Source organism: Microcoleus sp. FACHB-68, from assembly GCF_014695715.1.
Classification (GTDB): domain Bacteria; phylum Cyanobacteriota; class Cyanobacteriia; order Cyanobacteriales; family Oscillatoriaceae; genus FACHB-68.
Map to the genome: position 1 here is coordinate 140,705 of NZ_JACJOT010000008.1, position 18,627 is coordinate 159,331.

The 18,627-nt window shown below is 45.6% G+C and carries 13 protein-coding genes and 1 tRNA gene; 8 read left to right on the top strand and 6 right to left on the bottom strand.

Annotation, left to right across the window (positions count from 1 at the left end; translation table 11 throughout):
• Window positions 1–66 precede the first annotated feature (66 nt).
• Entirely contained in the window at window positions 67–585 is a 519-nt protein-coding gene (locus H6F73_RS09755) for a hypothetical protein (protein WP_190758592.1), read from the bottom strand.
• 238 nt (window positions 586–823) lie between these two features.
• On the opposite strand from H6F73_RS09755, the gene H6F73_RS09760 reads away from it, so the two are divergent.
• Window positions 824–1,399, top strand: a complete 576-nt coding sequence (locus tag H6F73_RS09760; protein ID WP_190758593.1) for a thioredoxin family protein — start codon at window positions 824–826, stop codon at window positions 1,397–1,399.
• Window positions 1,400–1,419: 20 nt separating this feature from the next.
• On the opposite strand, the gene H6F73_RS09765 is transcribed toward H6F73_RS09760, so the two are convergent.
• On the bottom strand, window positions 1,420–2,268 hold the full coding sequence (locus tag H6F73_RS09765) for an alpha/beta fold hydrolase (protein WP_190758594.1): 849 nt from the start codon (window positions 2,266–2,268) through the stop codon (window positions 1,420–1,422).
• 200 nt (window positions 2,269–2,468) lie between these two features.
• On the opposite strand from H6F73_RS09765, the gene H6F73_RS09770 reads away from it, so the two are divergent.
• Window positions 2,469–3,536, top strand: a complete 1,068-nt coding sequence (locus H6F73_RS09770; RefSeq protein WP_190758595.1) for a RuBisCO accumulation factor 1 — start codon at window positions 2,469–2,471, stop codon at window positions 3,534–3,536.
• A 285-nt stretch (window positions 3,537–3,821) separates the two neighbouring features.
• Here the strand turns inward: H6F73_RS09770 and cysC are convergent, their stop codons facing one another.
• The 3 genes from cysC to H6F73_RS09785 all read right to left on the bottom strand — a co-directional run bounded on the left by cysC (window position 3,822) and on the right by H6F73_RS09785 (window position 6,430).
• Window positions 3,822–4,355: an adenylyl-sulfate kinase gene (gene cysC / locus H6F73_RS09775; RefSeq protein WP_190758596.1), complete on the bottom strand. Its 534-nt coding sequence runs from the start codon at window positions 4,353–4,355 to the stop codon at window positions 3,822–3,824.
• Window positions 4,356–4,554: 199 nt separating this feature from the next.
• Window positions 4,555–4,986 carry a hypothetical protein gene (locus H6F73_RS09780; protein WP_190758597.1) on the bottom strand — a complete coding sequence of 144 codons (432 nt, stop codon included), beginning with the start codon at window positions 4,984–4,986 and terminating at the stop codon, window positions 4,555–4,557.
• A 1-nt stretch (window position 4,987) separates the two neighbouring features.
• On the bottom strand, window positions 4,988–6,430 hold the full coding sequence (locus tag H6F73_RS09785; protein WP_190758598.1) for a DASS family sodium-coupled anion symporter: 1,443 nt from the start codon (window positions 6,428–6,430) through the stop codon (window positions 4,988–4,990).
• Window positions 6,431–6,785: 355 nt separating this feature from the next.
• Here H6F73_RS09785 and H6F73_RS09790 point away from each other — a divergent pair, with 355 nt between their 5' ends.
• From H6F73_RS09790 to H6F73_RS09815, 6 genes are all read left to right on the top strand, one after another.
• Window positions 6,786–8,105, top strand: a complete 1,320-nt coding sequence (locus H6F73_RS09790; protein ID WP_190758599.1) for a hypothetical protein — start codon at window positions 6,786–6,788, stop codon at window positions 8,103–8,105.
• Window positions 8,106–8,826: 721 nt separating this feature from the next.
• Window positions 8,827–10,791, top strand: coding sequence for a serine/threonine-protein kinase (locus H6F73_RS09795; RefSeq protein ID WP_190758600.1), 1,965 nt, complete (start codon window positions 8,827–8,829; stop codon window positions 10,789–10,791).
• 71 nt (window positions 10,792–10,862) lie between these two features.
• Window positions 10,863–10,936 (top strand) — tRNA-Val (locus H6F73_RS09800).
• Window positions 10,937–11,163: 227 nt separating this feature from the next.
• Window positions 11,164–13,566, top strand: a complete 2,403-nt coding sequence (locus H6F73_RS09805) for a DEAD/DEAH box helicase family protein (RefSeq protein WP_190758601.1) — start codon at window positions 11,164–11,166, stop codon at window positions 13,564–13,566.
• Window positions 13,563–14,858, top strand: coding sequence for a restriction endonuclease subunit S (locus H6F73_RS09810; protein WP_190758602.1), 1,296 nt, complete (start codon window positions 13,563–13,565; stop codon window positions 14,856–14,858). Before H6F73_RS09805 ends, H6F73_RS09810 begins: the two co-directional genes overlap by 4 nt.
• A gap of 78 nt (window positions 14,859–14,936) precedes the next feature.
• Window positions 14,937–16,706 (top strand): N-6 DNA methylase, encoded by a 1,770-nt coding sequence (locus H6F73_RS09815; RefSeq protein WP_190758603.1) that lies wholly within the window; start codon window positions 14,937–14,939, stop codon window positions 16,704–16,706.
• 500 nt (window positions 16,707–17,206) lie between these two features.
• Here H6F73_RS09815 and H6F73_RS09820 read toward each other — a convergent pair whose 3' ends face one another.
• Window positions 17,207–18,586: a Rieske 2Fe-2S domain-containing protein gene (locus tag H6F73_RS09820; protein WP_190758604.1), complete on the bottom strand. Its 1,380-nt coding sequence runs from the start codon at window positions 18,584–18,586 to the stop codon at window positions 17,207–17,209.
• Window positions 18,587–18,627: the final 41 nt, after the last annotated feature.

Here is an 18,627-nt window from a genome sequence, read left to right on the forward strand (position 1 = left end):
TTATTTTTTTAATAAAAATTAACATTTCGACAAATTTTGAGGGATTTTCCACATACTTCCAGAGTTTTATTCTTGCCGGTCGCGGCACTCTTTTTCCTCTGGGCCATAAGGATGAATGGCGCAAATTAAGTAGTGGCCCCCATAGTGCTGACCATGATAGTAGCGGCAGCCTAAGCAAGGCTTTGGAAAAGTATTAAACCGGCTATTGCCGTGTGCTGTGTGATCGCTGCCCTCTGCCGATGCCGGCATCATTGGCCGGATACCATAGTCGATCTGAAGCCGTTGGATCATGCCATCGGCTGAATGGATAGCGCGACGAATCACTTCCAGTGTTGAAAGCGCCGGCATTTGTAATTCCATTAAAAGTTGCCGGTTGAGTGTGTCCGTTTGCACAGTGCAGTGGGTGATGCTACCGCCGTTTTCCTCCAATGTTTGAGAAATGGCCATAAGCACCCCACTAACAGACATACAATAACCAGATAGATGAATGCGTTCTGTGTTGGTGGTGGCTTGAATAATCAAGCTAGCAGGAGTAATGAACTCATCGGGAATTGCTGAGGAGTTCGGCTTAAAAGAATTTATCATTGTTGCTTTTAACTAGGAGTGCGCCCTTCTTTATTAATCAGATGCTTTACATCTAAGGGCGCGAGTGTCTTCTCTAAATCCCCCCAAAGATAGATTTGCAAGTATTTTTGAAAAGTTATTTTCAGCCGTTAAATTTATTTTTTCCTTTCAAATTGCAGCACCCCAAACTTTCACTTGTGTGTTCAGATTGCCAGCCTTTAAACTGATGGAATAAATTAAAGATTGAGCAGCGAATAATATGGCATTAACCCCATCAACAATGTTGGCGCTAAAAACTCAAGCGCCAGATTTTCATCTGCCGGATGTCGTTTCCGGTCAAACAATTTCTCTGGCCACATTTGCCGGCAAAAAAGCCCTACTGGTAATGTTTATTTGCCGGCACTGTCCCTTCGTCAAGCACGTACAAGCAGAACTTGCACAAATTGGCAAAGACTATAGTGGCAAAAATGTTGGCATCCTGGCGATCAGCGCCAACAATGCGGCAACCCATCCAGAAGATGCCCCCGACAAACTTAAAACAATGGCGCAAGAACTCGGCTTCACTTTCCCCTACGGTTATGACGCCAGCCAAGAAACAGCCAAAGCTTACACAGCCGCTTGTACACCAGACTTTTTTGTATTTGACGCCAACCGGCAACTAATCTATCGCGGCCAATTGGATGATAGCCGGCCTAGTAACGGGCTGCCTGTCACAGGCAAAGATTTACGATCTGCGCTTGATGCAGTGCTAGCCGATCAGCCAGTTAACCCAGAACAAAAGCCGAGTATCGGCTGCAATATTAAGTGGAAACCAGGGAATGAACCTGGGTATTAGCAAAATAGAAAACAATCAGGCTAAATTTCTTGCCGGCGCAGAAATGGAATCATTGCATTACACACCTTTTCAGACCAATGTTCTTGGGGGTAATGCCGGCCTTCTTCTAGTTTGACAAATTCTGCATTTTGAAGGCTGTTAGCAAAGGTTTGTGCTTGGGAAAAAGGCAGCCAAGGATCGTTCATTCCCCAGATCATCAAAGTGGGTTGCTGCCATGCAGGAAAGCCGGCGGCAATTTCTGCCATTGCTGGAACCATCTGCATATTTCTGACGGTGTAGAGCAAACTGCGCCCAGCGTCGGAACTCTTGAGAAACGGACGCCGGTAAACATCTAAATCTTTATCAGATATTTGGTAACCACTGCCGCCTTCGAGAGTTCGGTCAACCAGTAGCGGGTCTTGGGTCATCATATCTCCCACCAGCGGCAAACCCAATTGCTTAATCTTCCAAGGCAACTTGGAATCAGTCGTTACCGGCGTATTGAGAATCACCAAGCGCTCAATTTGCTGTGAATGACGCAGCGCATATTGCAAACCGGCAGAACCCAAAAATCCCTGAACAACTAAATAAAATCGCTCAATTTCCAAAGCTTGAATAAAGCCGGCAAGCACGTCAATAAACGCATCTGGGGTATAGGCAAAGTCGCGCCGGTCTGGTTTAGACGATAAGCCAAACCCGATCCAGTCCGGGGCAATTGCGCGAAAACCTTGCTCTGCCAAAGCCGGCAAAACTTCATTCCAGCTGTAACTCTGGGAGGGTAAACCGTGCAGCAACAGCACCGGCAGCTTATCACTTTTGCCAATGGGCTTAGCTTGCCGGTAAAACCACTTCAGCTTGCCTACCTCAATCAATTGTTCGTCAATTGCCACAATGTTTCCCCATGCCCGTGCTCGCTAACTGTTCGAGCTTACCGCCCAACGGGATTACTGAGCAAGCCGCTTGCCGATCAGATCAATTCAGGGCAGGGGAACGCAATCGCGCTAAATTGAATAAATCCCTTAGTCGTTAGCTTTTGGCAAACGCATTGCGAATTGCTAAGTGATAAAACCTTTGTTTGCTGGCTCCTACGATGACTGAAACACCACAAGACACCCCAAATCCCGAACATAAAGACTTAATATTCTCCCTGCGGCGCAAAGAAGGCACCTGGGTAGAATGGGGACAAGCCTGCCAAACCCTGCAAAAAGCCGGTTATCAACCCCAGGAAATATTTGAAGAAACCGGCTTTGAACCGATCCAGCAAAATCAAGTAATCGTCGGTGCTCAAGTCTACAGCTCAATGGTGAGTACCGGCGTTTCAGAGGCAGCGCGAGAATACTTTGAGCGTCGCGGCAGTGAGATCCTGTATGAATTACGCATTCTGACGCAGCCAGAACGCGCCGCCGCCGCCGAATTAATCGTTGCCCAATCGCTGGATGTCGAAGCTGCGCGTGATGTTGCTAAAGCGATCAAAGACTTCTCTCGGCTTGGGAAGTTACCAGAAGGCTTTACCAACCATCCGGGTGATGCTACTGCTTATTACTTTTGGAAACTCGCCAAACAAAAAGCCGACTTACAAGAGCGATCACGTTTCATTGCTCAAGGCTTGAGGTTTGCACACACTCAGACAGCCAGACAACAGGTAGAGAAACTGCTGACAGACTTTAGCGTAGTGTCATCACAACCGGCCCCTCGCTTGCCGGTTTACCGTCTGGAAACCTCCGATGAACTGCCCCGAGTTTTGCCAATTGTCGGCAAGATGCCCCTGACATCAGCAGAATTGGAAGCCGTGATGCCGGTGCAGGAAACCGGGCCATTTAAAATCATTCATTCAGTCGCAAACCAAGCCTGGGTTCCCATCCCCGGCTGGCAAGTGCTGCGCCAAGCCGAAGATCCCATCGTCATTTTGTGTGACAGCGAACAACTGCCTAGTCCACTTCCCGGCAAACCCGAAGAAGTGTTAATCGTTGTAGACAGAACCCAGCAAGAATGGGATGCCAACAACTACTTTTTAGTAGAAACTGCCGGCCAAGCGCAATTGCAGTGGTTTCCAGAAAACCCCGACATTCCCATTATTGGGCGAGTCATCCTGATCATGCGTCCGAAAAAAGTTTTGGATGAAGAGTTTACAAAAGATCCTTGGCAGATTGACGAATAAAAGCATGAGGCAAAACTGCGCCCACCGAAATGGATGGCTTTTGTTATCGTCATTCACCATAACTGAGGAATGAGGCAAGGGATAGGGGTTTAGGAAGTAAAAAGTTTTCTTGATACTTCCCCTTTCCCTCTCTATCTTCTAAACTGTTTTTCCACAGCATTCACCTTTAGGATCGTGCTTAAAAAAGCAAAGGGTGAACTGTCGCACCCTTCGCACTTGAACAGATAACCGGCATCATCGCTAGATAGTTACCGGCTCAAACACCTGCCGGCCCAATTTCACACTTCACTTAGGAAGATAGCCGGCTGCTTCTAACTTCTGCAAAACCTTCATCGCACTTTCTTCCTCACTCTCTTGATCGGTGTGACATTCCACATCCGGGTCAGTGGGTGACTCATACGGGTCATCAATGCCGGTGAAGTTCTTAATTTGTCCCGCCCGCGCCTTTTTGTAAAGCCCTTTCACATCGCGATCTTCACACACTTGCAGAGGCGCATTCACATAAACCTGAACAAAATCCCCGATCCGTCCGCGCACCTCATCCCGAATCTCACGATAGGGCGAGATCGCAGAAACTAAGACAATCACCCCATTACGGGTCAACAGATGCGCTACAAAGCCGATGCGGCGGATATTCTCGTCCCGATCTTCCTTACTGAAACCTAACCCTTTGGTCAAGTTCTCACGCACAATATCCCCGTCGAGAACTTCTACTAAGTACCCGCGCTCGCGCAGTTTGTTTTCCACTGCCCGACTAATCGTGGTCTTACCGGCACCACTGAGTCCTGTAAACCACACTGTCACCCCACGTTGTTCCATCTTTGCTCAACTCTCGACTTTTTGCGATTTTAGATTTTAGACTTTAGATTTTAGCCTTGCGTGCAGTCCAAAATCCAAAATATACTGCAAGCCGGTACAAAAAGTGCGGATTAGGTGGCCGGTCATTTTCCGACATCGCTGAAAAGTCCACCTTTCCATCACCCCGCGTTTGGGCAATCGTACCGGCAGCCAGTGTCAATTACTCTTCCTCAATCCATTCGATTTGTCCTAACATCTTCTCTAATTTGCTAGCCAGCGACGAGGAACCGCTCACCATAACCGTTGTAGGTTTCTGATTTAAAAGGTCTTGAATGTATTTTTGAGGCGACATCTCTTTAACATTCGTTTCCACAGCAATCCCCGCTTGAAAAAACCGGCTTTGCGCTTCCTCTAGAATGTCTGTAGCCAAAGCGCGATAGCCTTCTAACATCGAAGTTTCTAGATTTCGCAACGCCCCAGAACCTAGCCAACCTTGCTGGCCCAAGCCGCGCACTATATCAGCGACAGAACCCGGATCGATTAAAAACACCACATTCATGCCGGCACCGGCAAGCTTAGCTGCCTCCAGCGCCCGATTCAGTCCTTTTTCGTAAGCATAGAGGTTCGTCAACACGAGCACCTGGGTCGCCATCCTACCACCTCAAACCCACGAGAGGCCAGTACAGTTTACTCATCGCTAAAAAAACCAAAAAAGTGAGAATATCCAGCCAAATTCCTAAGCGCAAGACGGCTAGGGGGCGCACGAACCCGCTGCCGACTGCGATCGCAATCGCCGGCGTGCTAACGGGAAACATGAAGCCCAAGCCGGCAGGCACAACAACACCTAGTGTAATCGCATGGGGATCGATGCCGTAGTTAGATGCCAAAGATAGCGCCACCGGCATCAGCATTGCCACCGTTGCCGCATTGCTCATAAACTCTGTCAGGCAAAGCGCTATGAGTACAACCGCAGCAAAAATCAATAGGGGTGATTCAATTCCCAAAGCAAGTAGTTGCTTTGTCAGCGCTTCCGCTGCGCCGGTATCTCGCAATGCTGCACTCAGGGCGATCGCACTGCCATACATCACAAAAATTCCCCAATTTACATCCTCCTCTACCTCGCGCCAATCGGCAATGCCCAGCACAAATGCCAAGGACACCCCTAAAAATCCTACTGTTGCCAGTCCTAAACGATCTCCTTGAAAGATCCATAGAACAATCGTCAGCAGCATCACACCGGCAGTATAAATTTCCCGCCGGGAAATGGAACCCAGCTTGTTATTGCGGGCTTCTAGAAACTGCTGTGCTGCCGGTAGAGAAACCTCTTCGCCTCGCCCCGCGATCACCAGCACGATGCCGGCTGCCAGCAACAGTACCAGCACCACTGGAATTGACCACAGTGTCCACTGCACGAAGCTAATCGTCTGGTTGGTAGCATTCTGCAATATTCCTAAAGCTAGCGGCCCTCTTGCGCCGCCTAGTAACGTTGTATTAGAACCAATCACCGCACCCCACGCCATCGCCAAAAAAGCCGCAAAACCAAAACTCCCTCCCGGCTTGCCACCGGCGGCGCGGACGACCTCAAGCACGATTGGGAACAGCATCGCGGCAACTGCGTGGGCGTTAATAAAACAAGACATCACCGCCGCCAAACCCAAAATAGACAATATCAGCGCACTTTGATTGCGGCCAAACCGGCTCACCACCGCTAGGGCTAAACGAGTGCTGAGTCCGGATCGCATAATGGGGCTGGTGAGGATCAGTGCGCCCAACACGAAAAACACCGCTTGATCGCCAAAGTAAACGTAGGTACTTTTCGTAGAAATCGCGCCGCTAAAGGGTAATAAGAACAGAATCAACAAGCCGGTGACAGCGAGTGGTAGGGTATTAGTCGCCCACAAGAAAACAGCCACGCCAAAGACAGCTAATGATCGCCTAGCTTCTATTGAAAAACCTGGAAGCGGTAACACCAGAATTGTTGCGTAAATTGCCGCTGCCATAATGTACCAGAGCCAGCGGCCCTCTTCAGAGCGGCAAAAGCGCCCAAAAGAGCGCAGACCATCCAATATCAACGAAGAAAACGGTTTGCTGTCCATGCCTCTTTTGAAAATTTACTGAGCCACAGTGATGGGCGAAGTTTGTAATGGAAATTTGGCTTTTTACTGGCTTAGAACTCGCATTATTTACTGTCAGCATTCCAACACTTTTCTAGAATCTCGATTGAAGCTGACACGCAAACTTGGTCGGTGTAGCAGCTTGAGAATACTAACAGACTGATGCACGACTTTAAATCGGCTCATTTTATATTAAGAAAATTTAACCGATTGGGGTAAATTGTTTAATCAGGGTTATACAGTAAAAAGCATTTCTTTAGCTCGCGCTAGATTGCTGTAGCTTAGCGGCCTTCTGGCGGGCACTCTAAAAGCAATCAATCAGTAAGGTTGTGTCGTTATGTCTCGCCTCAATAATCGCGCTTTTGAAATTTTGCGGGTCGAAGTCTTTAAATGCTCTGGAAATGATATCGCCGGCAAAGTACAGCGGGATATTGCCCTGAAGCGGTTAGAAAAGCTGCGGATGCAAAATGGATCGCCGGCTACCTTTGCAGAATTGCGTCAGACAATGAGCGATATTTTGCCAAATTTCAATGAGAAAGTGCTGAAGGAGGCGGCGAATGCCAACAAGCCGAAGGGAATGTTCGGTTTACTCATGTTTGCAACCGTTTCCGTTGCCGGCGCGGCTGGGTTTATCTGGGTGGCAAATCTCCCATTTCCGATGATTCGTAAGCCGGTGGCTTCAGTTGCACCTCTGATCTTGCTGCCCAGCTACATTAAGATGGATAACGACTACCGGCAAGCCATCTCCTTGGTGGAACAGGCAGACCAACTGGTTAACAAAGCAAGCGGGCCGGCTGATATTAATTTAGGCGCAGAAAAAGTTACGAAAGCGCAAAAACACCTGAACGGACTGCCGGTGTGGTTTTTGGGCTATGAACCGAAGTTTTATTGCAGTTTCTTTGGCTGTAGTTGGAAGTTTACCTATGATGAATTTGAAAAAGCCCGTAAACAGATCGGGCGCATGGAAGCAACAATCTTCCAAGAAAAGAATGCTCAAACTTTGTTATCTCAAGCAGAAGAAGGACTGAACGCCGCCAAACAGCAATATCAGCAGGCTAAACCAGGGGCAGATCAACAAAAAGCGATTGCGGCTTGGCAAGTCAGTATTGACCAAATGGGAGAGATTCCAGAATCCACTTTAGCAAATCTCATGGCACGGAAAAAACTGCAAGCTGCTCAACGCGATTTTGCAGAAGTGGTGGGAGACACTGCCGGTCGTCAGCGCACAAATACATTAATTGAAGCTGCCAAAACATTTGCAATGGCAGCAGCAGAATCTTCCCAAAATCCGCCCCATAGTGCAGATGAGTGGGGCCAGATTGCTGATCTGTGGGAACAAGCAATTCATCAACTCAAGCTTGTGCCATTACAAGATTCTGGCTATACCGATGCTGTTGGGAAAATTGCTCAATATCAAAAAAATCTGGGAATTGTCACCACGCGCCAGAAAGCTGAGCAAGAATCTGTGGAAGCGCTGCAACGAGCAAAACGTTCGATTCCAAATTTGCAACGTTTAGCCAGTGCTGAAACTGAAAGTGGTGCGATAGCCGGCCAACTACAGGAAATTATCACCGATTTGGAAAACGTTAAAACCGGCACAACCGCTTATTCAGAAGCCCAAGATTTATTGAAATTCGCACGAGAAAAACTGAAGTAACTTGAGTTTGAAGGAATTTAGATACTTGGGATCAAAGCCGGCTCATTGCAATTCGGGTAAGTCGGCTTTTTTTCTTAACCTATCCCATCGGTGAAAAACCTTTAAAAGAATTTCAATTCCAATAATCAGGCATTTTATTTAAAACATTTCTCTTTTATTATAATTTTTTTAAAAGAAACGGTATGTTAGCCCTCACCCCATTTTGTAAGAAATATGCCGTAATCTTTTTTAGTAACCAAGACTTTTCCTATGAAATCGGTAATCTAAACGGTTAAACTCGACCTTGGAAGAGGATGCGACATCTGCTTATTCGCGCTACAATACCATACTTTAATCGATAACAGCATTTAGCGTGGGTGCGGTAGTGGAACAAGGAGCAGAATTTGTGGCAGAAGTTGCAACACAGCCCCACAGCAGTCGGGGCACTTTTACCTAAAATCGTAAAATCGAATATTTTTAAGCGGTTAAGTGATGAAAATATCGAGTTATTGACGCCGGCATCAAACAGGCAAATATTTTGAAAAGATGCAGTAGGATTTAATTCTGCACTGCCAAGACCCGTGATCTGCTGCCGGCATCAAGCTGGAACATCCCCCAACAAATAAGCATCAAGCGCTAACAACACAGCCAAAGGGCGTTACTCAAACCGCGCACCAGCGATGCCCTCGCCTGGGGTACGGGAAAACTTAACATAGATTCAATCTGCTGATTCCTTGCCAATATGAGCTATTGCCTCAATCCGAGCTGCCCGCAGCCGCAGAATCCGGTTACGGTTAAGTTTTGTCTGAGCTGTGGGACAAAATTACTACTCAAAGATCGTTACCGTGCCATTCAGCCCATCGGGCAGGGGGGTATGGGGCGAACCTTTTTGGCAGTCGATGAACACCGGCTGCGTGCTCGCTGCGTGATTAAGCAATTTTTACCGGCACCGGAAATTCAAGGCAATTCTGATGCAATGGCTAAGGCTGTTGGGCTGTTTGAGCAAGAAGCGAGACGCTTACTGGAACTGGGGGAACAGCACTCGCAAATTCCGGCTTTGCTGGCGTATTTTGAACAAGATAAAAGCTTGTATTTGGTGCAGCAGCTAATTGAAGGGCAAGATTTGTGGCAGGAGTTGGAAGAACAAGGGGCGTTTAGTGAAGAACAGATCCGGCTGCTGTTAAATGATTTGCTGCCGGTGTTGCAGTTTGTCCATGAAAACCAAATCATCCACCGCGATATCAAGCCGATGAATATTATCAGACGTCGCAGAGATGGGCAGCTGGTGGTGATTGATTTTGGTGTCTCCAAACAGTTAAGCAGTACAGGTTTTGCCAGAACGGGAACGCGAGCCGGTACAGAAGGTTACGCACCCATTGAACAGCTTCGCAGTGGCAAAGCCTATCCAGCCAGTGACCTTTACAGTTTAGGCGTGACTTGCATTCATTTGCTGACTCATACAGCGCTCGAAGAATTATTTGATCCGCTGAATGGACGGTGGCTGTGGCGTTCGGTGCTAAGGCAAAAAGGGAAAGATGTCAGCGCTCAACTCGCGCAAGTTTTAGACAAAATGCTGAAAGAGTGGGTGAATGATCGCTATCAGTCGGCATCGGAAGTGCTGAAAGATTTGAAAGCAGAACCCTTGAAGCCGGCAACTTCACCCCATGTGCCGGCCACCTTGCCGATGAGAGGCATTCAAATGCCGCAAACGCCACCCATCACGGTTAGGCCGGCATCCAAACCGCTGATTACCAGTACAGCAGATAGCTTTCTTCCTTTCAACGCACCGACGACGTGGAAACGGGTTCAGATTCTTACGGGACACTCGCGCTTTGTTAATTCGGTTGCGATTAGTCCAGATGGTCAGATCCTTGTCAGTGGTAGTTCTGACAAAACGATTCAACTGTGGCAGCTAGCAACCGGCGAGCATCTGGGTACGTTCACAGGTCATTCAGATGATGTCACCTCGGTTTGCTTTAGTCCAGATGGGCAGACGATCGCCAGTGGCAGTTTGGATAGAACGATTAAGCTGTGGCAGCTTTACACCGGCAAACTATTATGTACGCTCACAGGTCATTCAGACTGGGTGCTGTCGGTTGCTTTCAGTCCGGATGGCAAGACGCTGGCGAGTGGGAGTTGGGATAAGACGATTAAAGTTTTGCATCTGGCAACTGGAAAGCTGATCTACACCCTGACGGGGCATTCTGACGGCGTGAGAGCGATCGCCTTTAGCCCAGACGGGAAGATTCTTGCCAGCGGTAGCTGGGATAGAACCCTTAACTTGTGGAATTTGGCGAATGGGCAACTGCTGCACACGTTAGCCGGTCATACCGATCCGGTGAGTTCTATTGCAATTAGTCCCCGTTCTCTCACCCTTGCTAGTGGCAGTGAGGACAAGACGATTAAACTGTGGCAGTTGGGGAATGGTGGGCAATTGCAACAAACTCCACTCCGCACCCTTGCCGGTCATTCAAATTGGGTGAATACCCTGGCAATGAGTTCCCGCGCCCAGATCCTCGCTAGCGGTAGTCGGGATAAGACGATTAAGATTTGGCATTTGCCCACCGGCAAGCTGTTGCACACGCTTTCTGGGGAATCTTACTCAGTGAATTCGGTTGCTTTCAGTCCGGATGGTCAAACCCTGGTGAGTGGCAGTGAGGATAAGACGATTAAGATTTGGCGGATGTCGCCGGTGGTGGAAGCGTGAGGTGAAGAAAAATTTTAAGTTGTAAAGTATTGCGCCGGTGTTGAAGTGTATGTTATGTTGATAATCCGTTCGGACGCATAGCTCAGTTGGTTAGAGCACTACGTTGACATCGTAGGGGTCACTGGTTCGAGTCCAGTTGTGTCCATTATCTGAAAAGCCTTCATCGAAAGTAATTTAAGCTATTTTTGAAAATAGCGATTGCTAGCGATTTGATGTGGAGAAGGCGCTCGCATTCTTAAAATTTGGTGTGCCGGTGATGCCGGTGTGGTTAAATCAAATTCATCAGCATTTGGCATCTAGGTTAAAGAGATAGCTAAATTTCACTTGGGCGTAACCCGAGTTATTAATATCTAATCAGTAGTTATAGTTTTTATGTCTCGTAACGAAGACCTGACTCGCAAGGAACTAATTGATCCCGTTTTAGACTCTCTAGGTTGGAAAGCCAACCTGATCAGACGTGAAAAAACTCCTGGTGGAGTCGATATTATTGACGGTAAACCTCGTAAGCGTAGTGAGCGAGTTGATTATTTGTTGTGTTTGCCTGCCACGAGAGGCAATCAACCTTTGCCTGTCGCGCTGATTGAAGCCAAGGCAGAAAATAAATTACCAAGTTTAGGGATACAGCAGGCACTAGATTACCAAAAACGATTTAATGTGCCCTTTGTTTTTTCCACTAATGGGCATTTATATGCAACATGGGGTGAAGATACGCGACAAATTGAAACGAATTTGGATATAGCTAATTTTCCAACGCCTGAAGATTTACGCAGCCGATGGGAAGCTATTAAAGGGTTTAAGTTGGATACGAATGCTGCCCGTGCTTTATTTATATCTCCGAAGGGGGGAGCTAGAGCTTTATATTATTTCCAAGATGCAGCGATTAGGTCGGCTTTAGAAAAAATTGCCAGAAGAGGTGATAAGTGGAATAGAATTTTAATTCAACTGGCTACGGGTACAGGTAAAACTATTTTAGCTACTCAATTACTGCATAAATTGGCAGAATCAGAGCAGTTGACTAGAGCTTTATTTGTAGTAGATCGGGACGAGCTTCGCAGCCAAGCTCTAGGCAAACTAATGGCAATTTTTGAGGATAACGCTAGAGTTGTCACGACTGATAAACCTAATACAAATGCTCGGATTCTTGTAGCCAGCTACCAAACTTTATTAGGCAAAGAAGAAAATGAACCGCTGTTTTGGAATCAATATTTTAAAGATTTACCATTGAGCCATATTATTATTGATGAGTGCCATCGCTCGGCTTGGGGTTCGTGGAGTATAATTCTTGAAGATCACTCCGAGGCAGTACATATTGGTTTAACAGCAACACCTCGCATAATTATCGGCGGTGAAGGAGAAACAGCTAGACAGGACGATGAAGAAATTACAGCACATAATTTAGAATATTTCGGTCAACCTGTTTATGAATATGGGATTACTGAAGGTCAAGCAGACGGCTATTTAGCGGCTTGTGAAGTTATTCGCCGTGCAGTAGATTTAGATCAAATAGAAATTACCCGCGAAGATATTGAGATGCGCTCGGTTATCGATCCATATACAGGTAAAACTGTAAATCCTGGGGATATTGCACCGAGTTATAGTGTGAAAAGTTACGATCGCTTGCTGCTTTTACCAGATAGAGTAACCGCGATGAGCGAGGATATTTTTCAACATTTACTAGATACAGGAACACCGTATCAAAAAACAATTATTTTTTGTGCTAGTGATGCTCATGCTTCAAATGTTGCAATTGAACTGAATAATATTTACTCTCGCTGGTGTCAGCAGAGGCAAATTGAATCGTGTGAATGGTTTGCTTTTATGTGTACTGGCAATCCAGACTTAAGACCGCCTGCAAAAAAGCTAATTCCTGAGCTTAGAGATAGTAAACAAAGCCATTATATTGCGACAACGGTTGATTTACTGTCAACTGGGGTGGATCTTCCTAATTTAGAAAATGTAATTTTCTTTCGTTACTTGGAATCACCTATTTTGTTTTATCAAATTATCGGAAGGGGAACCAGAATCGGCGATCCATCAGGATCGAAGGTGATGTTTAGAATTTATGATTATACAAATGCTACGCGCCTATTCGGTCAACCTTTTGAGAGTCGCAATAAACCGACAACAGGAGGGGATGAAGAAGGTGAAGGGAATCAGCCAGAAGGAGATAGCAGCAATAAGGACAGACCAACACGGCGAAAAGCTAATCTGATTCAGGTTAAAGGGTTTACGGTTAGTGTGGCAGGTGAAGGTAAATCAATTTTATGTAACGAAGATGGGACGGATGTTTTAGTACCAGTGGAAGAGTATAAGCAACGGGTAGCGGCTAGGATACTGGCTGAAGCGGAGAATTTAGATTCGTTACGGAAGGTTTGGGTTGTTACCCCCAGGCGGCGTAAGTTGTTGCAAAATCTGCCAAAAGGGGAATTATCCCTGCGATTAATTCGAGAGTTGCAGGATCAGAGGGATTGCGATTTATTTGATGTGTTGGCAGATTTAGTGTATGGTATTGCTGCTAAGAGTCGTGCTGAAAGAACTGCGGCTTTTAGCTATAAAAATCGTAATTGGTTGCGGGAATTACCGGAACCAACTGCTAATGTTTTAAGTGCGATCACGAGACAATTTGAGAAAGGTGGTATTGAGGAACTCGAAAACACAACGATTTATGATGAATATGAGGTAAGAAATGCCGGAGGTTTTGAAGCGTTAATCGGTTTAGATACTCCGCCAGAACAGTTAATTCAAGAAGTAAAATTGAGGCTTTTGAGTGCATGATGGAATTGAAAAAACTTCACAAAAGTTGGAACTTGGTGAAACTAGAGGCATTATGTGAAAAAGATACCGGCACTAGAGATCCTAGCTTGGAATCAGACAAATCTTTTATCTACGTTGATATATCCAGCGTTGATAATGTAACTAAACGCATTATTAATTCTCAAAGTTTACTAGGAAAAGATGCACCAAGTCGAGCTCGTAAAGTAATTCATACAAATGATGTTATTGTTTCGACTACTAGACCGAATCTAAATGCAGTTGCATTAGTGCCGCCTGATTTAAATGAGCAAATATGCAGCACAGGTTTTTGTGTACTGCGTGCTAACAGTGATTTAGATCCCAACTATCTATTTGCTTTTGTTCAGAGTACAAGGTTTGTAGATAGTTTGACTAATCTAGTATCTGGCGCACTATATCCAGCAGTTAATGATGAACAAGTTCGTACGCAACTGATTCCTTTACCCCCCCTCTTGTCAGAACAGAAAGCGCTCGCATCTCGTTTTAAGCGTCAAATGGAAGAAACAGAGCGAATGCGGCGAATCGCAGAACGTCAATTAGAAGCAGCTAAGGCAATACGGGATTCTATACTTCGTGAAGCATTTACTGATTTAGAAATACAAGAAATTCCCATAGTTACGATTGATGAAGTTACATCGTTAGTTATTGATGGCCCTCATGCTACACCTACTTATGTAAAGCAAGGAATACCTTTTGTTACTGTACAAAATATTCGAAATAGAAAGTTATCTTTTGACAACCTCCAATATATTTCGCCTCAAGACCATGAAGAGTTTACCCGTCGTGGAAAAGCAGAAATTGGTGATATCTTAATGACAAAAGATGGAACTTTAGGTATCCCTTGTTTAGTGGATGATGCCCGCGAGTTTAGTTTCTTTGTAAGTGTTGCTTTAATTAAGCCAATAAGAGATCGGATAGACAGCGAATATTTTTTTTACGCTCTTGATAGCCCCTTGGTTCAAAGTCGCATTGATGAACAGTCAGCAGGCGCAGGTCTTAAGCATATTGTTTTAGAAGAGATAAAAGCGCTAGAAATCCCTCTACCAGAGACTAAAGAAGATCAAATTGAATTCGCCCAAAGCCTCAGATGCCGTATAGAAAAATTAGCTCCGATTATTGCTACTGCTGAAAAACAATTAGAAGCAATCAATGCCTTACCCAAAGCATACCTACGCGAAGTCTTTGGCATATTTGAGCCACCGGAACTAGACGAACGGCCAGATATAGATGACGAGGCTGAAGAATGGGAGGAAGAAGATAAGCAGGAAGATTAAAAGAAAAGGAGACGCGGTCAGCGCAATCGCCCTGTAATCATAAAATTTTGACAATTTGAACTAAAAGGTGAAACAAATATGGCAAAAAATAAAAAATCAACTAATGCTAAGGGGCGTGTTATTACAACCCAGGCCCAAATGGATAAAGCGATTTGGAGTATCTGCAATCTTTTACGCCGTGACAAGTGCAAAGGCGCTCGGCTTTATGTACCTGAACTGACCTGGATGCTATTTCTGAAAGCCCTAGATGTCGCTGAACAAAAAGAGAAAATAAAAGCAGTAACGCTCGGAACAGAATTTTCTGCCAGTATTAAAGAGCCTTACCGTTGGGGAGATTGGGTGGTTGGTGATAAACGTAAAGAATTACAAACAGGGGCAATAGGTTCAGTGCTGAAATTTGTTAACGAAGAACTATTCCCCTATTTAAAAAGCTTAGATGACATTGATAAAAATCCCACCCCAACTGGGCAACAGCGAGTTATCGCTGAGATATTCCGCAACAAAGAAAAAACGATTATTTCTAGTGAAACAAACCTCATGGATGTACTCGATGAGGTAGAAAAATTGTCACAAGCCGAATTGAGCGATAAACATATATTTCCGATCTCCCAAGCATTAGAGGGATTATTGCTTCGGATGGGGGACAGAAAAAATGACGGTGGACAATTTTTTACTCCTCGCGAAATCATCCGTGTCATTATTAAGGCAGTAAATCCTCAAATCGGTAAAACAGTTTACGATCCTGCTTGTGGTACAGGTGGATTTTTAATTGAAGCCTTCAAGTATATAATGGCTCAAAAGCCCACGGGTACGCAGATTAAAACTCTGAAAACTGAAACATTTTGGGGAAGAGAAGATGCCCCAGAAGCTATCCCTATTTGTTTAGCAAACATGGTATTACACGGCATAGAATTACCCCGAATTTGGCACGGCAACACTTTAACGGGAATTGCTACCTACGGAGAGTTATTTGAGGGCGCACCTGCTCAGTTTGATTATATCTTCACTAATCCCCCTTTCGGCAGTAAAGAAGGCGAAGCAGCACAGCAAAACTTTAAATATCAGTGCAATAAAGCCCAAGTTCTTTTCATGCAGCATATTATAGATGGTTTAATTGACCATCTCAAAGATGGTGGGACTTGCGGCATGGTAATTGACGAAGGGCTATTATTTCACACCAAAACTGATGCGTTTACCCAAACCAAACGCAAACTGCTAAGTGATTGTAATTTATGGTGTATTGTCAGTTTACCTCCTGGTGTCTTTGTGAACGCAGGAGCCAATGTCAAGACAGATTTACTATTTTTTACCAAGGGTAAACAAACCGATAAAATATGGTATTACGATATAACCATGACAGCAACTTTAGAAGACCGTAAAGTTGGTAAAAAAACACCACTTTTAGCAGAACATTTCGATGATTTCTTTGCCCGATTAGCCTTAGATCCAAACGATCCAGGGCGTGAAAGTGAGCGAAGTTGGACAATAGACTTTACTAAAAGAAAGCGGGAAGCGAAAGCTAAATCTGATACCCTCAAGCAGGAAGCAGAGGAGTTTAATCAAAAAATTAAGCAACATCGGGAAACTCTTAAAGCAATGAAAAAAGCTGGACAAGAGAATACCCAGCAGTATCAAGACCTTGACGAAACAATTAAAGAACTAGACAAAGAAGTAAGAGAATTACTAGCTAAAGCCAAAGCGATCCATGATGCAGTCTATAACATTAAGGCTACTAATCCTAATGCACCAGATCGGACGGATAAGCGAACACCGGAAGAACTTATCGCAATTATTGAGGAAAGCCAAAAGGAAATCATGGCAGGCTTAGAGGCGCTACGAATGATTTAAAGAATATCTTTATATATCTAAATATATCTAATCAACGCCTTTTGATACTTCTCCATTTGTGCAAACCTCATAAAGCAACGCTGATACCACCCATCCACCCACAACACCGGCATCCTATACCTTGGCCTTGCCTTACAATTGAACACTCCGACAGCTAACTTAGCTATCGCACCCCGTTGTCCTCTTCAACCGCCACTCCATCCGATGAGCAGGCGACTGCATAACAATAACGAGTTCCTTCCAAGTCAAAATTACTGGGAGTTAATTGCTTCTGTTAGCTATCTAGTCATGCTCTCGTTCATCTGTGACTTTTCCCCTCTCTTTTCTATTGCCGGCTATGATTTTCCTTGTTGTGGTTGTTTAGACTCCACAATGGCTTTTGTTGGTTCTAGTCTTCCAGTAGATTCAACAGCAGCAGCTACCTCGTAGAGAGCATCAAGCCGGCCAGTAAAAATTTCACAACTCACCACAAGAGATTAACTAATTGTTCGTGGTAACGCTCACTTCTTCTGGGGTAGATTTCGCGGTGGTACAGCACGACCCTCATAAAACCGGCGCTCTAACTTGCCTAACCCCCACCATGCCAATGCCGCAGTAACCGGCAGCAAATTTAGGAACACAGAAGCATGATTCAATAACGGCAGAATCGCCCACAAAATTATGCCTAAGAATGCCACAATCAATCGAATTCGCTTCAAGTTGGCAAGCGCACCACGGCAGCTCGAACAATTCACCGTATGAGAATGGTAGCGGTCAAGCAACACTTCAGTAGATAGCGGCGGCGACAACGATTCACCAGGAAAAGGCTCAGCTGCAAACACGTTCACCCATTGACGTAATTGTGAGACAAAGGCATCTGCTTTCGTAGGCAAATAAAACGCCTTGTTAAAGTGTTCACTACCCCCCTTGGCTTCTAAATAACGCTCTTGGAAATGCAAAAAGATTTGGTCATCTTCTAAGATGTTATTTTGCCCAATGTGGGAATACCAGCGCGGGGTTAGTTTGATAAAAAAGGCGGGAAGTTTGGAGGAAAACTTAAAGGGAAACCGAGCAAACACCCGACACTCACCCTTACGAATCGGTGTAGCATAAACCACGGTCATGGTTCTGCCAAACTGCTTTGAGGTCAGGTCATGCCACATTAAATTGGGAGCAATAAAGCGAGTGTGTTGCTGCCCTAATGTGCCTTTGCGTGGGCCTTCTTCCCACAAGCCGGTGAAACCTTGCTTACTTGATGAGCGCACTTCTAACTCAACCGGCGCAGCATTGGCGCGGTTGCCGACTGATTCATGGTGCGTAAATGGCACATGACTGGCATCCAGCACATTTTCCAGTAGTGTCAGCGCATCATAGGGCAGATCCCGAAATGTGTTGAGGCAAATCCATCCGTCAGGCGATTCCTCAAGCGGTTCAATAATTGGGACTGCAACTTTTGGCGCATTGTCCGGTTGACCCGGATACACAAACAGCAATCCTTGGCGCACCGCAGTCGGCAACGATTGGACACAAGCCCGTTTTGATTGTTCTGGTGCTGTCCCAGTCAGCGCTTGCGGAATACGCTCACACGCACCATCCCCTTGAAATGCCCAGCCGTGATAGGGACATTCCAGCAATCCATCTTCAGCAATTCTCCCTTCAGAAAGCGGCGCTAACCGATGGGGACATTGATCCTCAAAAGCTCGCCAGCAGTTAGCTTGAGTGTCCCACCACAACACCAGGTCTTGACCGAGCAGGGTAAACTTATTGGGCTTAGTCTTGTCTAAATCTTCAACATAATGGACAGGATACCAGGCTTCCTTGCAGTCAAATCGAGTCGGGTCAGTGCCGCCGGCAAGAAATTCATTCGGCTGGTTGACTGAGACTTGCGCTTCGGTCAGCATATTCAAATCTAGCTTAAGAATAAAGATACTTTACACATCTT